Below are 16456 nucleotides of genomic sequence, written 5' to 3' on the forward strand. Positions count from 1 at the left end.
GTTTTCAACGACTCGGCCTAGTGCATCATGATCAGGTTGAAACACTTGAGGGGTTGGGTAGGTGCTTGCTTTTTGTACCCGGTTTCTTCCGTAAAGTAGTCGTTTTTGTGCAAGAATTTGTCGGAAATGTTCAGGTGTTTCCCTTGCCTAAAGTGATAGCTTTAACAAATAATAAATCCACCTGACCATTTATGAAAACTTATCTGAGAAGAGTACCCATCCAAAAATTGTGGCATTTGGCGATGCTGGCAATGATTTTATCCGTGCCCATCGGTATGTCCCACGCGGCTGACCGGGCAGACGCGGATATCGTGATCCGTGGCGTTGTAAAGGACGTAGGAGGTGTCCCGCTACCGGGAGTGATTGTAGTCGCCTTAGGGACCAATATCGGCACGGTGACCGACGGCGACGGATCCTATGCGATTACGGTACCAGACAATGCAACCCTTTCCTTTTCCTTCATTGGATTTAAATCGCAGGCAGTTGTAGTAGGCAATCGTAGCGTAATTGATGTCGTCTTGGAGGAAGACCTCGCAAGCCTCGATGAAGTAGTTGTTGTAGGCTACGGTACCCAGAAAAAGGCAAACCTGACGGGTTCCGTAGCTACCTTGGCAGCTGACGAGATAATAAAAAGACCCGGAACAAATGTAGCCAACCTGCTACAGGGAAAAGTCGCTGGGCTTCAGGTATCTTCTCACTCCGGCAAGCCCGGTACAGAAAACAACACATTGCGGATTCGTGGGATTGGTACCTTTAGTGCTGCCGGCAGTGACCCCTTGGTACTGATAAATGGTATCGCAGGTGACATGACCAATTTGGATCCCAATGACATTGAGAGTATTTCAGTACTCAAGGATGCTGCTTCCAGTGCGATTTACGGCGCCAGGGCGGCAAATGGTGTGATCTTGATCACGACCAAAAAGGGAAGAGTAGGAGATTTGTACGTAGATATTCATAGCAACGTACAAGTACAGCAGGCTACGCGACTTCCTAGGCTACTGAGTAATTCAGCGGACTACATGATGTACTGGAATCAGGGAAGAGAGCGCTCAGGTCAGACACCCTACTTTACCCAACAGGAGATTGACGCCTTTCGAAACAATCCGAATGACCCGGTAAATTATCCAAATTTCGATTGGATTGATCATTCCTTTCGGACCGCTGTCACCCATAACCAGTCTATCAATATCGGTGGAGGTAATGAGAAAACAACGTTTAACGTATCCTTGGGCTACTTTGACCAGCCTGGTATTACCAGTTTGTACGAGTTCAAAAAGCTGAACTCCCGGGTAGTAATTGAATCCACACTAAAGGATTGGATAAAAATCGGTGGCGACATTCAATTTGTGCAGAAGGATATTCAACGCAGTAATTGGGACAATGGGGACGTTGATTACCAGATTTTGGCCATCTACGGTGCAGGTCCCAATTATACTCCAACCATGACATTGCCCAACGGAGCTACCGGTTACGTGGCCAGATACAGCTCGGCCATTGGGGAGTGGACCGTTAGAAATCCAGATGCCCAAGATGCAAGTGGTGTGCAAACCGATATTCAATACAACGTGCTACCACAGTTCTATACAGAGATCAAGCCCCACAAGAACCTGACGTGGTTTTCAAAAGGCGCGATATCCTACGACACCCGGGCATATAAAAACCACGAAATCCCTGTGGATAATTACTTTTTTAAAGATGGCTCTTACGCCCACAACAACTCTACTTGGCAGTTAGGGGTGAGGGAAAACTGGAGTACGCAGATGCTGACTACGTTTTACTCGACCCTGAACTACCACAAGCTGTTTAACAACGAGCATGATTTAAATATTTTGGCGGGATACAATCAAGAGTATTTTTTGAGCCGCGCACTAGGTGGATCCAAGGTTTTTTTCCCGACCGATGAACTCAAGGAGCTTGATGCAGGTGCACCTCTCAATCAGAGTACTAGCGGAAGCTCGGGAGAGTGGGCAATTCAATCCCTTTTTTCCAGGGCCATGTATAACTTCCGGGGCAAGTACCTCTTCGAAGCAAACTTACGGTACGATGGAACCTCGCGGATTTCTGCAGATACCAGATGGGGCGTATTTCCTTCCTTATCGGGTGGTTGGAGAGTGTCGCAGGAGTCTTTTCTACAGCAAAGCACCTGGATGGACGATCTGAAGCTACGAGCATCCTGGGGACAGCTTGGAAATCAAAATGTAGGTCTCTATCCCTATCAGGAAGTATTGGCCACCACCTCGTATCCCTTTGCGACTGCCGTCCCGGGTGCCGTAATGAACCGTATGGTTGATCCCACTTTGCGGTGGGAAACCACTACCATGACCGATATAGGTTTTGACCTCAGTATTAAGGAGGGTCGTCTGAATGTTACCTTTGACTGGTTTGATAAAGTGACGGACGATATTCTGTATAATATCCCCATTCCTGCCAGCGTGGGCCTTGCCTCGCCAACTGTCAACTACGGTAAAATGAGGAACCGGGGCATAGACTTGGAGGTGGGGTCAAGAGGGAGCGTAGGAGAGCTGAATTACAATTTCAGTTTGAATTTCTCCACCTACAGAAATGAGGTCCTACGTATCCTGGCACCCATCTATGGCAATTACACCGTTCAGGAGGGGCTGCCGTTTAATTCCCACTTTATGGTGGAGTGGACCGGTATATTCCAAAATGAACAGGAAATCGCCGAGGGTCCCTTACATCCTTTCAACCCAAAACCTGGTGATTTGAAATTTAAAGATCAGAACGGAGACGGGGTGATCAATGCCGCCGACCGAGTCGTGATGCCGGGTGCATATCCGGACTTTATCTACGGAAGTACGATCAACCTTTCCTGGCGAAATTTTGATCTAAATGCATTCTTCCAGGGGGTAGAGGGCGTTGCGCAAAGCACACAGGGATTATCTTGGGGCTTGGTGCCTTATATTCAAGGATCTCCCCCGCCGGTAGATTTTATCAATAACATGTGGACCGGTGAGGGATCAACCAACAGTCACCCGGCAATGTATATTTCCGGCTACGGTCCGGTTACAGGTACACGAAACTCCTACTGGCTGTTAGATGCCTCCTACCTACGGCTGAAAAACCTCATGATTGGATACAATGTGCCTAGGGTGCTGGCTAACAAAGTGGGTCTACAAAACGCCAGGTTCTATGTTTCGGGGGATAATTTACTGACGTTCACTAACTGGCCGGGATCGGATCCGGAGCGGGCTGCCACCAACTGGTTTCAAGCCTATCCTCAGATTACCTCCTACACGCTAGGCTTAAAAGTTCGTCTCTAGCCTAACCTTTCACCTACTATTAAAAGCAGAAAACATGGATTTTAAGAAATATATCAAGCTGTCGTTCAGACTGGCATTCCTGATCGTCGTTGCGGTGATCAGCCAATCGTGTGAAGAGTTTCTCGAGAGGAACCCCACCACGCAAATCTCTAGCCCCACCTTTTGGAAAAACCAAAAGGATGCCGATTTAGCGCTCGCTGGCGTGTATTCACGGCTTAATGCAAACACCTTCAACTTCGAGGGGGTGTATTCACTGGACATCATGGCGGGAGATGCCAATGAAGGAGCCCAAAGCTTGGGCGCTAGTTCTGTGGGCTCTTTTGCACTAGGAAATATCGAAGCAGTTTCTGGTGGTTTGCTGGCCAATATTTACAATGAGTGCTATCGTGGTATTGGATCTTGCAATTTTTTCTTGGAGAATATCGATCGGGTTGACATGCCTGAAAGTCTACGAACGGTTTACAAGGCAGAGGTGCAGTTTCTTAGGGCATTGTTTTATTTTAACTTGGTCGATTTCTACGGAGGTGTTCCGCTTTACACCCGACCAGTTAGCATAGAGGAGGCCTCGGTTCAGCAAAGTACCAAGGAACAGGTGATACAGCAGGTGATTGCAGATTTGGATTTCGCCATTGGCAACCTTCCGAACACCGACTACAGCAGCAGTGGTCATGCGGTGAAGGGATCGGCATTGGCACTGAAGAGCCGCGTCCTTTTGTTTATGTCGGATTGGACGGGCGCAGCCGCCGCTGCCAAGCAGGTCATGGACGAAGGGAAATTTAGCATCTTTGATAACTTCAAGACGATGTTCCTTGCCGAAGGGCAAAATAACAATCCAGAGATCATGTTTTCCACCAGATACCTAAATCCAGATAACTCCAGTCAGCAGGATATTCGACTGCTTTGGCATGGTATCTGGAATCCCCGGGCAGAGTTACGGGATGCATTTGAATGTGTGGATGGCTTGCCGATCAGCCAGTCTCCGCTTTATGATCCTACCGACTGGAAGAAAAACCGTGATCCCAGACTGTTGGAGACTGTCCGGGCATTTACCGACCCGGCAGTGAAAGCATCCGGCGAAGTAGTGCCCTTCGCGTGGAACGGCATCTCTCAAACAGGGCTATCGCCAGTCAAAGGTGGGAATGTAGAAACACTTCCTATAGACTACTCAACCAGGAGTGAGCAGGATTGGGTGTTGTTGAGGTACGCGGAGGTTCTCTTAAATTACGCAGAGGCCTTAAACGAGGCCCAAGGTCCCGTTCAGGGAGTGTATGACGCAATCAATGAGGTTCGGGCTAGGCCAGGCGTGAACATGCCACCTCTGCCATCCGGACTTTCACAAGAACAAATGCGTGCGCGCATCCGAAACGAGCGACGGGTGGAGTTTGCCTTTGAGGGAATGCGTTACCGAGATATCAGGAGGTGGCGGACAGCCGAGCAGTACATCAATACCTTGGTGGAACCAGGATCAAATATCCGCAGGGTATTTGATCCTTCGAAGCACTACCTCTTCCCATTTCCCCAATCTGAGATTGATATCAATCCGAACTTGGTACAAAATCCCGGCTACTAAGCCAGTAAAGGAAAAGGCTGTTTCAGGAATGAAGCAGCCTTTTTTAGTGAATCTATAAATTGCTAAATCAGAATGGATTACCAATGCATTTTCCGGAATTCAGAAGGAGTTAATTTGGTGTGCTTTTTGAAAATTCTGGTGAAATAAGAGATATTTTTGATTCCAGCCTCCTCCATAATCTCTGCTTGAGACAAGTCGGTTGTAAGCAGCAGCGCTTGTGCCTTTTCAATCCGTTTGGCGATGATGTATTCGTTGGGGCACATGCCTAGGATGGACTTAAATGTGCGCGAAAAATGATCGGTAGAAAGACAGGCCATTGCCGCTAGGTTTTCCACCGAAATCTCCTGGTCTAAATGGGTTCGGATATAGTGTAAAATCGGCTGTAACTTGTACCGAAACAACTTGGCTGGAGAGATGGAGTTCTCCACCTGAATAAAATTCGAAAGCAATTGCCCTAGTAACGATGTGGTCTCCAAATGGTGTTTTAGCGATTCGTAACAGATGGTCTCGTTATTCCAAGGCTTGTTTTGGTATACCTCGGGGTCGTGATGGGGGATTTCCCGATTGGGATTGATTTCGTTCAATCTTTTAAAAAGGAACTTCATAAAGTCCGTAGCGTTTATCTCCGAGTGGCAGGTCAAGAGATTAAATACATCCAGGCCATCCTTCATCGTAAGTGCAAAATGGACGTAAATCATTTGTAGACCCGGGTGAAAAAAATAGGAACAAGTGGTGTAGCTGGGGATTAAGTACATTCGGTCCTCCAGCAGACTGCGTGTTCCTTCGCTAGTCATCAGCTGACCGGTTCCGGTCAATACCAAATACATGCGCGAAAACGGGCTGGTCACCTTCTGGAAGGATTCGTGGTTTAGGAAGTTGTTTGTGCCTACATGCTTCAGATTGAACTGCATGGAACTACCAATCTTTTCAGAATACATAATCGATTAGCTTGGTTGAGTAGCAGAATATTTTGCGTAATTATTATTCTTAAAAATAAACAATAATAGGTATAGGTTATCTACCGATTATGTAATTATAAGATTTAATTTAGCAATAGAAAGTTGAGGCTACGCGAACGCGGTCGGTTCATCTCTTTCGGGGAATATTTTGAGTAGTATCCGTGCTTTTATGTCCCAACGAAATTGTCGGTCGATTAAAAAATTAAGCTTTTTTGGGTTTCTAGAAGTGCGCAAATGCCTAAAGCTATCCGTTTGATGCGGTCCAACCGCTACACCCACGGGCTTTGTAATAGGAAAAAAACATGCCACTGTTCGCTTTGGTTGAAACGGACGGTCACCTAGTCCCGCAACTCATACCACTCTATATCTTGCAGGGGTACCCTTCGGAAATTAGCTGCTCCTTTTGGGTCTTCGGGTGCATAGTAGGTGGCCAGGTAATCCAGGATTATTTCCTCCTGCGTACCCAATTCCCACAGGTTTTGGGTTTCCTGCATCCAACGGATCATTTTTTTCCAACCAGCTTTGTCTGCGCGGTTTTGTGTAATCAGCTGCGCGGAATGGCAGGCAGTACAGTGGGCTATCACCAAATGTAACCCTTCTCCGTCGAGTAGCCCGGTGGTCACATGCATTCCGTCCTCGACTCGATCCTCAATCTGATCTAGTGGAATGGGGGCATCTGCTTCGATAAACTCACCCTGCTCAGATACCGATGAGTCAAACAAAAAGTATCCGGCAAATACGATAATAAGGATTCCCACTCCGATTAGGATGGGTTGATACCTGGTTTGAAGTCTTCGTCTCATTGGGCTAGGATACTTTTACGGCGATACGGTGACAGGCATTATTGAGATACCCCTTGGGGTTCCACCCCGGGGTCAACATGGGTTGGGTTTTACCCGAATTATCCGTTGCCCTGGCCCACACCTCGTAATAACCCTTCCGCGGGAAATCGACCTTTGCTTGAAAATGCTGCCAAGAATAGCGGTTTTTACCTTTCTCCAACTGGCAGGGTTTCCATGTAGCACCAAAGTCAATGGAATACTCCACTTTGGTAACTGTGTTTTCTCCGGTCCACGCATGACCCCGGATAGCAAGCGGGGTTCTTTCTTTGATGATGGCGCCTGACTTGGGGTAGGTTAGCAGGGATTTCACTGGCATCTTCTCGATGATGCACATATTTTCTTTGGCAACATCCTCTCCCGGCTGTACCGGGTCGCAGGGTATGGAGTAGGAGGGCGGGGCCATTTTCTCCCCATCGTGTACTCTGTCTCTTACCGACAGCGCCGTGAGCCACTTGCCGGAGACCGAAGCGGGATAGCCCGAGGCGATCAACCGAAGGGGATGCCCATGCACCAAAGGGATATCCGTTCCGTTCATTTGATAGGCAATAAGGGTTTCCTCTTCCATGGCCTTGGCAATGGGAATCCCGCGAGAGATCACTTCTTTGTTTGCGTCTCGGCTTAAATGAAGGTCAGCTGCATGAAAGCCTACGTACACCGCATTGCTTTTGATCCCAACGTCTGCAAGTAGGTCTCTCAGGCGCAGACCGCTCCACTCGGCACAAGATACCGCTCCAACCTCCCATTGGTTGCCCTCCGTGGGAGGATAGTAGTCCGCTCGGCCATTTCCACCGCATTCCAGCACGAGTTGGTAGCTGTGTTTGGTAAATTTACGCTTCAGTTCTTCGAGGCTATAGGTGTTATCTTGGTTCACAGACTCACCACGAATCGTCAGTGTCCAATTATCCAGATCGATCTGTTCGGGCACTAGTCCATTGTTCCGGATAAACATTTTATCGGCGGGGGTAGTGCGATCATCGAGTAGATGGGCCGGTGATTCCACGTTCCAGGGCTGATTGTTTCGCACAATGAGATCCTGGTGTTTGCCAAAAAGTGTTTGGGGATCATTCTCCAGTACCAAGGGTGTATAGTCCTTGGGCAGCGCATAGACGATTTCGGCACCGATCAGTGCAACGAGGGATCCGAGACCGGTTTTTTTAAGAAAATGCCTTCGGTCTTGGTTTTTTTTATGGTTCATTTCAGTGGTCGTTACGTCTCATTAAAATCGATTTCAAATTAGGACTTTTTTCGATTTCAATCAATGAAAAAACTACCGGCGGTGACCACGGAACGGTTAAATCGGTTTACCCTACTTGAAAGTACGCGTCCAACTCCCGCTCCATCTCCGATTTTTCTCTTAGGTCTTTGAGTATCTTTCCTTTTTCCAGCAGTATGATACGGTCGCAGATTTCGGTGACGTGGTTAAGGTCGTGACTGGATAGCAGAAACGTAATGTTTTGCGCTTCTTTTTCGGATAATATGAGTTTTTTCAGCCGTATCTGGGAGCTGGGGTCCAGGTTTTGAAAGGGTTCATCCAGCAGCACAGCTTCGGGATGTCCCATCATAGCGGCGGCAATTCCCACCTTTTTTAGGTTACCCTTTGATAGATCCCGTATGTATTTTTTCTTTTGGACAATTTCTCCATTAAACAAGTCGGCAAACTTTTCAAGGTGATGGTTGAGGTCTTCTTTTGACAGCCGGTATATTTTTCTCAAAGCTTCAAAGTATTCGTCCGGCGTGAGGTAGGAAAGCAGCATGTGTTCATCCAAAAATGCGCCCACCTTGTATTTCCAGTTTTCCGACTGTGCCACGACCTCTCCATCGATGGTGACCTCTCCTTTTGTGGCACGCACCAGGTCAAGGATGATTCTGAAAAAGGTGGTCTTACCTGCCCCGTTATTGCCAACCAGCCCAAAGCATTCGGACTTGGGAATGGTCAATTCCGGTATATCCAATACAGTGGCGTCTTTGTAGGCCTTAATCAGCGAGTGTATTTGTATCATACTTCCTGTCTAAATGAGGATGAAATTTCGTAACGGTTTGCCAATGTTTTTTTGATTGAGATATGTGAGAGCTTGGGAAATGCGAGAATACCTAGAATGCCACAGACCCCCAGTGCTACGAGCCCCAAGTAATCGCCACCGAAATAAGCTGCCGGTACAAATATCAGGTAAGGAGCCAACACCATCGGAATGATCATCAGAAACTGTGCTATTCCAACCCCCTCGTAGTTAAACATAGCGCCTTTGTTAAGATCCATGGGTTTTGGCTTCCAAAGTGCCAAATAGATCACCAAGTGGATGGTGACTCCCAGATTGAACAGGAAAGTGGCAAGGTGAATCCATAGGATTTCCCAGCCAAAGTAGGCATACGGCACAGATAATAAGAAACAAATGCAAGATATTCCGGCAAAGAGCAGATATTTGCCCCTGATTAGGGATTCTAAGCCCTTGGGTTGGTGCAGAAAGAAGTCAAAAAACGCAGAGTTCCAACTCAAGAAAAGCTGACCGTATTGCAGCATAAATATGCCGGTGATGAACATCCCAACGAAGATGAATAAGTACGAGAACCCTTCATCTTGGTAATAGGCAGGGTTCACGTAAAAAATCAATCCATACAGCAGAAAGAAAACGCAGAGGGTTAGGTAGGTTCTGCTCTTTTTATGCCTTAGAATCAGTTTCCATTCCAAATCTGCCATCTCGCCGGCCAAGCCAAACCGGGATAGGAATCCCAGTGAACTGCCTTGAATCTGAAAGGGTTCCTCTTCAGCGAGGTCCTCTAGGTAAGCATTTTGGCGGTAATAGGCGAAGCATAGGAAATAGCTGCAAACCATTACCACGGCGAGAAGAACCACAGGTACGGCATGTTCCAGCGCAAAGGTAAATACCGGTTCAAAGAAGGCACCGATGTCAAACCATCCCCAATAAGCACCTCCTGACCCTAGTAGCATGATTCCTGCTAAGACAAAAACTACCGAAAGACTGTCTTCAAAACGCTGCTTGAACCAAAGCATGACCCAATGGATAGACCAACTGGTAAATAAGACCGATCCCAGCCAAACCAGCGCGGCAGTGGTTCCATAGTTAGGTACAATCTCCATAATGGTAAAAGGGCCAAACAGGAGGATGGGTATCAGCGTCAGTGGGGAAACAAAGGAGGAAACAAGCAGGTAATGAATGATCCGTGACTTTGGAATCGGTAGATGTAGAAAGCTCTCCAACGAAAATACCGGCAATTGCTGAATAAAGTACCGGAAGATGATTTCAATGATAAAATAATACACCAGGTAACTGTTCAGAAATACCGTATTGGATACCGGAGCAAAAATGGTTTCGATGATGTATTTCAGACCAACTCCCAACAGCAGGAGGTAAGTCATTAATAAAATGCCCAATAAACCAATAAATATTCCAATGGCGATACTCCGAGCGAAAGAAGTCGAACGGATCCGTTTGAGAAATTCCAGTTGGACAAATAGGTTTATCATCTAGTCGGCAGTTAAGTGCATTGCCCGGTATCCTTCGGGGAAGGCGGGTAATGGATGGCTTAAATTAAGAAAAAAATCCGCCCATGTGAAATTTTTCTTTGCTGTCGAGACAACTATGCCTAGAAATCAAAACCGCATCTGAAACGAAAAGGACATCACTTATTCAGTGGGATTTTCCAATTGCTCATTGGTACTGGCTCTTTGGGGGAAATTTGAATAATTTGGCCAAAAAAACACCATGGATAAACTATTGAGATTTGTCGCTATAGTACTATGCTGTTTCGCCTGTTCCCAAAATGAGCAATCCCCTCAAGAGGGGGATTTTTACATTCGATTTAAGGTGGATGGGCAGTTTTATGAGTACGAAGTTTCGTCACATCCTGCCGTATTTTTTTATGACGCCAACCTATCCATGTATCATGGTTCAGTACTAGTACCGAGGCCCGGAAGTGATGGAACCAAAGATTTTATACAAATTATAGTTCGAAACGAGTCGGAGATCAAGGTCGGGGAAACCTATCATATGCAGGATGCGATCTTGGCTAATTCCGTTCCTTTGCCCCGGATTAATTTAACTTGGGCGAACCCGGAAGGTCTTGTTTACAATGCTGTGTTGCTCAAAAGTTCCTACCCAGGGCTTTCCATTGCGAACGACGCCCAAGTGAAATATACCGAAATTGGCCCACAAATTATTCGAGGTGAATTTTCCGGCATTGTCATTGGCCCAAATCTGGCATCTTCTTCAAACCCTCAATTACACATCACAGACGGTGAGTTTAAATTGAAAAGAGGGGGTGCCTGATGCAAGGGCAAAATACATCTGCCATGACGAAGGCCAGATGAAGATTCAGCTAAAGTCGAAAGGCGAGTCCAAGGTTTAAATAGGACACGCCATACCCCAGTTCTGCAAACGCTGCAACATTTTCCATGAAATAGTACCTTCCTCCAACATAGATTGTCATTCCAGCAGAACTTCCAAAGTTGCCGGAGGAAACGGCGGAAGAACCAGTGTTGTCTTCGTACGAATAGTTCAAGATGTTGTAGCTAAACATAAGTCCTCCAAAAAGGTCTAGACGGTCATTTTCTATGCCTTGGTAGTGGAAGGCGCTACGTAACCCCAGGATCGTATAGTTCCATTTGGAGGTGGCCTCAAAGTTTCCTGAAGATGTTTTATAGGAAAACCCTTTGTATCCAGCGTAGCCACCTAAGCTAATTACGCCGACATCTCCAGCCTGCCAAACACCCCGCTCATACTGTAGGCTGATAGCAGGGATTTGGGAGGAATAATTAAAGCTGCCAAGGGAACTCCCGATCCCGACGCCCACGGCAATCACCTGCGTGCCCTGATCAAAAGCCTGTCCCGCGGCTTTTGGCACATAAATCAATAAACCGGCGAGGAAAAGAATCGATAAAATTGTCTTCATATTGGTTATAGTTGTTTTTAAATTAGTCCTAATGTAAGTGTATCAAAGGCAGGGGCCGCCAGTTAGGGTTTTGAGGACCTGCCAAGCCGAAGTGAACTAGTGAAGGAGATCAGTCATTTTTTCGTGTAGAGGATGCATACCCCATAAGTTCATAATTTGGATTCAAGCTACGTATTTGGCTCCACACCCACCACCTCCAATGAGCAGTTGGGGTGTACGGGCTATTAAATGTAATGACTAGCTGGATTTCTGTAATTATTGGTTAAATTGACCAAGGAAATTCTTGGACATTCCCCGTCCGGCTGGTGTCATTCGTGCGGGTATTTGGCGTTTGAAAAAACAAGTATAGACACATGAAGCATGCGGGTATTTTAGTGTTGCTGTATTTTCTAGGCTGTATACCGGTGGTTTCTCAGCGGTTGGACTCCATGAAGGTGAAACTATTGCAACGAGACCTAGTGGATAGTGCTCGGGTGGATATTTGGAACGAGCTGTCGTTTGATTACGCAGGCAGGGATCCTGAGATAGGCCTCATGTATGCAGATTCGGCGCTTCGGTTGGCGGAGCAGATGAACGATGCTGGAAAAATTGCCAGCTCCCACAACAGCTTCGGCGTTAACTATTGGTATCAGGGTAAGGATTCCCTGGCATTGTTTCATTATTCACAGGTTTTGACATACCATCATCAAACAGGTAACGAGGCAGGGCAGGCAAGGGCCTTTAACAACATGGCGTTGCTCTCGTATAACAAAGCGGCTTACTTGGACGCACTTCGCTACCACACACAAGCCAATGAGGTTTTTCGCAAGTTGGGCATGACACAAAATCTAGTCAACAGCCTTTCAAATACGGGAGTGGTTTTTTTGGCAATCAACGATTATCCACGGGCGTTGGAATATTTCTTGGACGCACTGACTCATACCGACTCGCTTCAATACTACGAATTGGGTAATTTGAACACGAATATAGGGCTGGTTTACAAAAACGTACAAGACGTGCAGAAGGCAGTCCTGCATCACGAGAAAGCATTAAAGTACCATGAGCGCTCAGGCAATCTGCACCTACAGGCCCAGGCTAAAGGAAACCTGGCTGCAGTTTATCAGGAAGAAGGCAGATTCGCCGAGGCTGAAGAATTGCTGAATCAGGCGTTAGAATTAAACGAGTCGTTGGGGAACCCTAGGAGAATTGCGTCTGATTTAGCAAATTTAGGAGTGCTGTATACCGGGATGGGGGAAATCACAAAAGCAATAGCGTTTTTTAGGAGATCCGCAGATTTGTACAAGGAAACCCAAGATCATCTAAACCTTTCGCTAACACTTTACAGGTGGGCAGATGCCGTATTGCAGGAGAGGCATAAGGGTAAATCCCGTGCAGTAGAGGCGGCTGCACTGCAATCAAGGTCTCTCCAGTCGGCATGGCAGGCCAATTCCCTGTTACATCAAATGAATGCGTGGCATGGATTGGCAAGTTCTTATAGGCTGTTGGGTCGATACAGTGAGGCGTTGGAGGCACTTGAAGCCTATGTAGCACTAAAGGACAGCGTGTTCAGTACAGAGACTGACAAAAAGCTAGTTCGTGCACAGGCAGCTTTCGATTTGCAGCAACGTGAACGAGAGCTTGATGCGGCCCACCAATTGGAAAAGAGTGAATTGGAGGCAATGCAGCGACAGGATGCTTTTGTTTTGAAGGCAACAATAGGGGTCCTGTTGTTTTTTTTCGTTCTTTTTGGCGTTTTGGCATACAGCATTTACCGAAGGAAGGAGGCAGAACAGGCGCGACTACGCTCTGAGTTTCAATCTAAGAAAACTGCTTTGGAATTGAAAGCACTCAGGGCGCAAATGGACCCGCACTTTATTTTCAACGCACTGAGTTCTATCAGTAGTTTTCTGTTGCATAACGATGCGGTAAAAGCAGATTACTACCTTACCCAGTTTGCAAAGCTTACCCGGCATATTTTGGAATCGTCTGACCAATCATTAGTGACATTGAAGAATGAAGTGGAGGTATTGCGCTATTATATTGAAATAGAGTCCATGCGAATGGCCAAGCCCATCCATTTTCAGGTGCTATGTGCAGAAGACCTCGATCTAGCAACTCTTCTTTTACCTCCCATGCTACTGCAGCCATTGGTTGAAAATGCCATTTGGCATGGAATCTCTAAAGTGGATAGAGCTGGTTTGGTGGAATTGGAAGTATCCCGAACGCAGGAGGGGGTGTATCTACAAATTCGAGACAATGGAGGCGGAGTCCAATCTGGGCCCTCTATCGTACAGTCCGAACCTCATAAACGCTCTATGGCTCTTCAGCTAGTTCAAAGTCGGCTGGAGCTATTATCGGAAAACAAAGGCAGCCTTAAAAATGAAATCAGTTGGAAGCAGCTTCCACAGGGAACCGAGGTGGCCATTTCTATACCCGCTTATGGCTGAAAACACCAAAACCAAATGTATAATTGTTGAGGACGAGCCTCTTAGCGCTGCCAGATTGGCCAAACTGTTGGAATTGGCCCACGCTGATGAGTTTGAGATTGCAGAGGTTGTGTTGACAGCAGACCGGGTAAGTGAATCCATTCAATTCCACTTACCGGAGTTGGTATTTTTGGATGTGAAGCTAAATGATACCGATGCGTTTTCCCTGTTAAAGGAGTTGGGAACTTTCTCCTTTCAGGTGGTTTTTACTTCGGGCCACAGGGAGTATGCACCCAATGCGTTCCGAATCGATGCCGTCGATTACCTGCTCAAACCAATCGACGCAAGGGAGCTCGCGCAAGCGATAGAAAAGTTCAGGCGTCGCCGGCATAACCAACGGGACCACTACGAGGCAGGACTACTCGAACAACTAACCGTTGTTTCTGGAGACAAGAAGATTCCCATTCATACGTTTACGGGCATTGAAATGGTTCCGGTACGGGAAATTGTACACTGTGCCGCCGACGCCAACTACACCCACCTGTTTTTGCGCAGTGGTGAAAAGCTAACGGTGTCACGTACATTGAAGGAGTTTGAGTCATTGCTAGGCAAGATGGGTTTTTTCAGGGTGCACCACTCTCATTTGGTCAATTTGCGGGAAGTGAAGGCTTACAATCGTGGCAAGGGTGGGGTATTGGTGCTTTCTGACAAATCTGAAATTGAAGTTTCCGTTCGACGAAGAGAAGCACTTTTACAGGCGCTGAAGGGGATGTGAATGAGGAATAATAATGATTAGGAAATCATCTTTTAAGGATTTAGTATTTGCAACCCAATTATTTCGGTTAGATATGAAATTTAGTTATCTTTTGCCCCTAGCAGGTGGGAAATAATAAGAATTAAGTTTACTTTAAGCGCGTAACTGATTTGATAACCTCTCACCATTCTGCCTATGAATCTTGCAGCCATTGACATCGGTACCAATTCCATTCACATGATCATTGTGAAAGTTACCTCTAAGCAGACCTTTGAGGTGCTGGTGCAGGAGAAGGAAATGGTTAAATTGGGAGTGGGAGTGTTTGCAAACAAGATGCTCAGCGAGGAAGCGTTTCAACGTGGCGTGGAAACCATCAAACGCTACGTGCAGCTAGCCGATGAGTATGGGGTAGAGAACATCATTACAGCCGCCACTTCTGCCACTAGAGAGGCTAAAAATGGCCGGGATTTTTTGGATCGCCTCATACAGGAAGTGGGACTTTCTCCTCAGTTGATATCGGGCAAGGAAGAGTCCCGGTTGATTTTTCTCGCCGTGCGAAAGGCAATTGATTTGGGAAAGGAAAATGCACTCGTGATTGATATCGGTGGAGGCAGCACGGAGGCCGTGGTGGGCAATAAGGAAGAGGTGCTGTTTAAGAGCTCCATGAAATTGGGAGTACTGCGACTTTTGGACCGAGTGGGTTCACAGGGCCCTATGTCCAAGTCGGAGCGGAAGGACTTACAAACTCATATCAAGGATTCGGCCCAAAAAATCTTAGCCGAAGCCAGATCGGTAGGCTTTTCGAAGGTCATCGGTACCTCCGGCAGCATTCGGTCCTTAGGAGAGGCTGCTATGCTTCTAAACGGAAAGGAGATCATCCAGTCGGTCAACGCAGAGGTGGTCCGTTTGAGTGACCTGGAGGACGTTACCGGCCGTTTGTTGGATCTGGAGGCGGGGAAGCGCAGTGAAGTGCCAGGAATCAGTGATAGCCGGGCGGATGCCATTCACTTAGGAGGGTTGTTGTTGGTGGAGTTGCTTCACCTAGCGGGGGTAGACGAACTTACCTTATCAGATGCCTCGCTGCGGGACGGGCTTATAATAGACTACATTGAAAAGAATGGACAAAAGCTTCAAGATTCGGTTACGGGAAAGAATCTCCGGGAGCGCAGCAGCTTGCTATTGGCTAAGCGATACGAAACCGATGTGGACCAAAAACGGCACGTTGCCAGATTAGCGCTACAGCTATTCGATCAGCTGAAGGACTTTCATGGCATGGATGAATCGGCGAGAGATCTGCTCTACCATGCCAGTTTGATTTTTGACATCGGAGCTTTTGTGAACTTTAAAGATTACCACAAGCATTCCAAATACCTCATAGTACATGGAGGCCTACGTGGATTTAACAATTCAGAAATCTATATCCTAGCCCAGCTAGCCAGATATCACCGCAAGGCTGGTCCCAAAAAGAAGCATAAATCTTTCCGAAATATGATCAAAGTGGATAAACGGACCGTCAAAGGACTAGCGGGGATTCTGCGTATTGCCGTTGCCCTGGACAAAACCAAAAATCAGTGGGTGGAAAATGTTTACTGTCTTCCACAAAGAGATAGGCTTAGCATCCGGCTGTTTGGAGAGGGCGGTATGGAATTGGAGCTTTGGGAGGCCCAGCGTTTTTCCAATGTACTGGAGCAGTTTTTGCGCCTTCCCATTCAGTTTGAACTTGGATGACGTATGTTT

At 46.9% G+C, this 16456-nt stretch carries 12 protein-coding genes; 6 read left to right on the plus strand and 6 right to left on the minus strand.

Annotated features, from left to right (window positions below):
* Positions 1–191: 191 nt before the first annotated feature.
* Together JJU34_RS11600 and JJU34_RS11605 are read left to right on the plus strand one after the other, a co-directional pair.
* Entirely contained in the window at positions 192–3281 is a 3090-nt protein-coding gene (locus JJU34_RS11600; protein WP_228692536.1) for a TonB-dependent receptor, read from the plus strand.
* A 34-nt stretch (positions 3282–3315) separates the two neighbouring features.
* Positions 3316–4851 (plus strand): RagB/SusD family nutrient uptake outer membrane protein, encoded by a 1536-nt coding sequence (locus tag JJU34_RS11605; RefSeq protein ID WP_228692537.1) that lies wholly within the window; start codon positions 3316–3318, stop codon positions 4849–4851.
* Positions 4852–4928: 77 nt separating this feature from the next.
* Here JJU34_RS11605 and JJU34_RS11610 read toward each other — a convergent pair whose 3' ends face one another.
* From JJU34_RS11610 to JJU34_RS11630, 5 genes are all read right to left on the minus strand, one after another.
* Positions 4929–5789: an AraC family transcriptional regulator gene (locus tag JJU34_RS11610; protein ID WP_228692538.1), complete on the minus strand. Its 861-nt coding sequence runs from the start codon at positions 5787–5789 to the stop codon at positions 4929–4931.
* A gap of 359 nt (positions 5790–6148) precedes the next feature.
* On the minus strand, positions 6149–6613 hold the full coding sequence (locus JJU34_RS11615; RefSeq protein ID WP_228692539.1) for a hypothetical protein: 465 nt from the start codon (positions 6611–6613) through the stop codon (positions 6149–6151).
* A 4-nt stretch (positions 6614–6617) separates the two neighbouring features.
* Positions 6618–7847 carry a sulfite oxidase gene (locus JJU34_RS11620; protein WP_228692540.1) on the minus strand — a complete coding sequence of 410 codons (1230 nt, stop codon included), beginning with the start codon at positions 7845–7847 and terminating at the stop codon, positions 6618–6620.
* Positions 7848–7953: 106 nt separating this feature from the next.
* On the minus strand, positions 7954–8652 hold the full coding sequence (locus tag JJU34_RS11625) for an ABC transporter ATP-binding protein (protein WP_228692541.1): 699 nt from the start codon (positions 8650–8652) through the stop codon (positions 7954–7956).
* Positions 8649–10136 carry a DUF5687 family protein gene (locus JJU34_RS11630; protein ID WP_228692542.1) on the minus strand — a complete coding sequence of 496 codons (1488 nt, stop codon included), beginning with the start codon at positions 10134–10136 and terminating at the stop codon, positions 8649–8651. The genes JJU34_RS11625 and JJU34_RS11630 overlap by 4 nt, the downstream gene beginning before the upstream one ends.
* 238 nt (positions 10137–10374) lie before the next feature.
* On the opposite strand from JJU34_RS11630, the gene JJU34_RS11635 reads away from it, so the two are divergent.
* A complete protein-coding gene (locus JJU34_RS11635; RefSeq protein ID WP_228692543.1) occupies positions 10375–10938 on the plus strand; it encodes a hypothetical protein in 564 nt (187 codons plus the stop codon).
* Positions 10939–10987: 49 nt separating this feature from the next.
* On the opposite strand, the gene JJU34_RS11640 is transcribed toward JJU34_RS11635, so the two are convergent.
* On the minus strand, positions 10988–11560 hold the full coding sequence (locus JJU34_RS11640) for a hypothetical protein (RefSeq protein ID WP_228692544.1): 573 nt from the start codon (positions 11558–11560) through the stop codon (positions 10988–10990).
* Between the two features lie 353 nt (positions 11561–11913).
* Here JJU34_RS11640 and JJU34_RS11645 point away from each other — a divergent pair, with 353 nt between their 5' ends.
* The 3 genes from JJU34_RS11645 (at position 11914) to JJU34_RS11655 (ending at position 16447) form a co-directional block, all read left to right on the plus strand.
* Positions 11914–13986 carry a tetratricopeptide repeat protein gene (locus tag JJU34_RS11645; RefSeq protein WP_228692545.1) on the plus strand — a complete coding sequence of 691 codons (2073 nt, stop codon included), beginning with the start codon at positions 11914–11916 and terminating at the stop codon, positions 13984–13986.
* Positions 13979–14740, plus strand: a complete 762-nt coding sequence (locus JJU34_RS11650; RefSeq protein WP_228692546.1) for a LytTR family DNA-binding domain-containing protein — start codon at positions 13979–13981, stop codon at positions 14738–14740. Before JJU34_RS11645 ends, JJU34_RS11650 begins: the two co-directional genes overlap by 8 nt.
* A 174-nt stretch (positions 14741–14914) precedes the next feature.
* Positions 14915–16447 (plus strand): Ppx/GppA phosphatase family protein, encoded by a 1533-nt coding sequence (locus JJU34_RS11655; RefSeq protein ID WP_228692547.1) that lies wholly within the window; start codon positions 14915–14917, stop codon positions 16445–16447.
* Positions 16448–16456: the final 9 nt, after the last annotated feature.

The sequence above is a fragment of the Lunatimonas sp. genome, from assembly GCF_020832325.1.
Classification (GTDB): Bacteria; Bacteroidota; Bacteroidia; order Cytophagales; family Cyclobacteriaceae; genus Lunatimonas.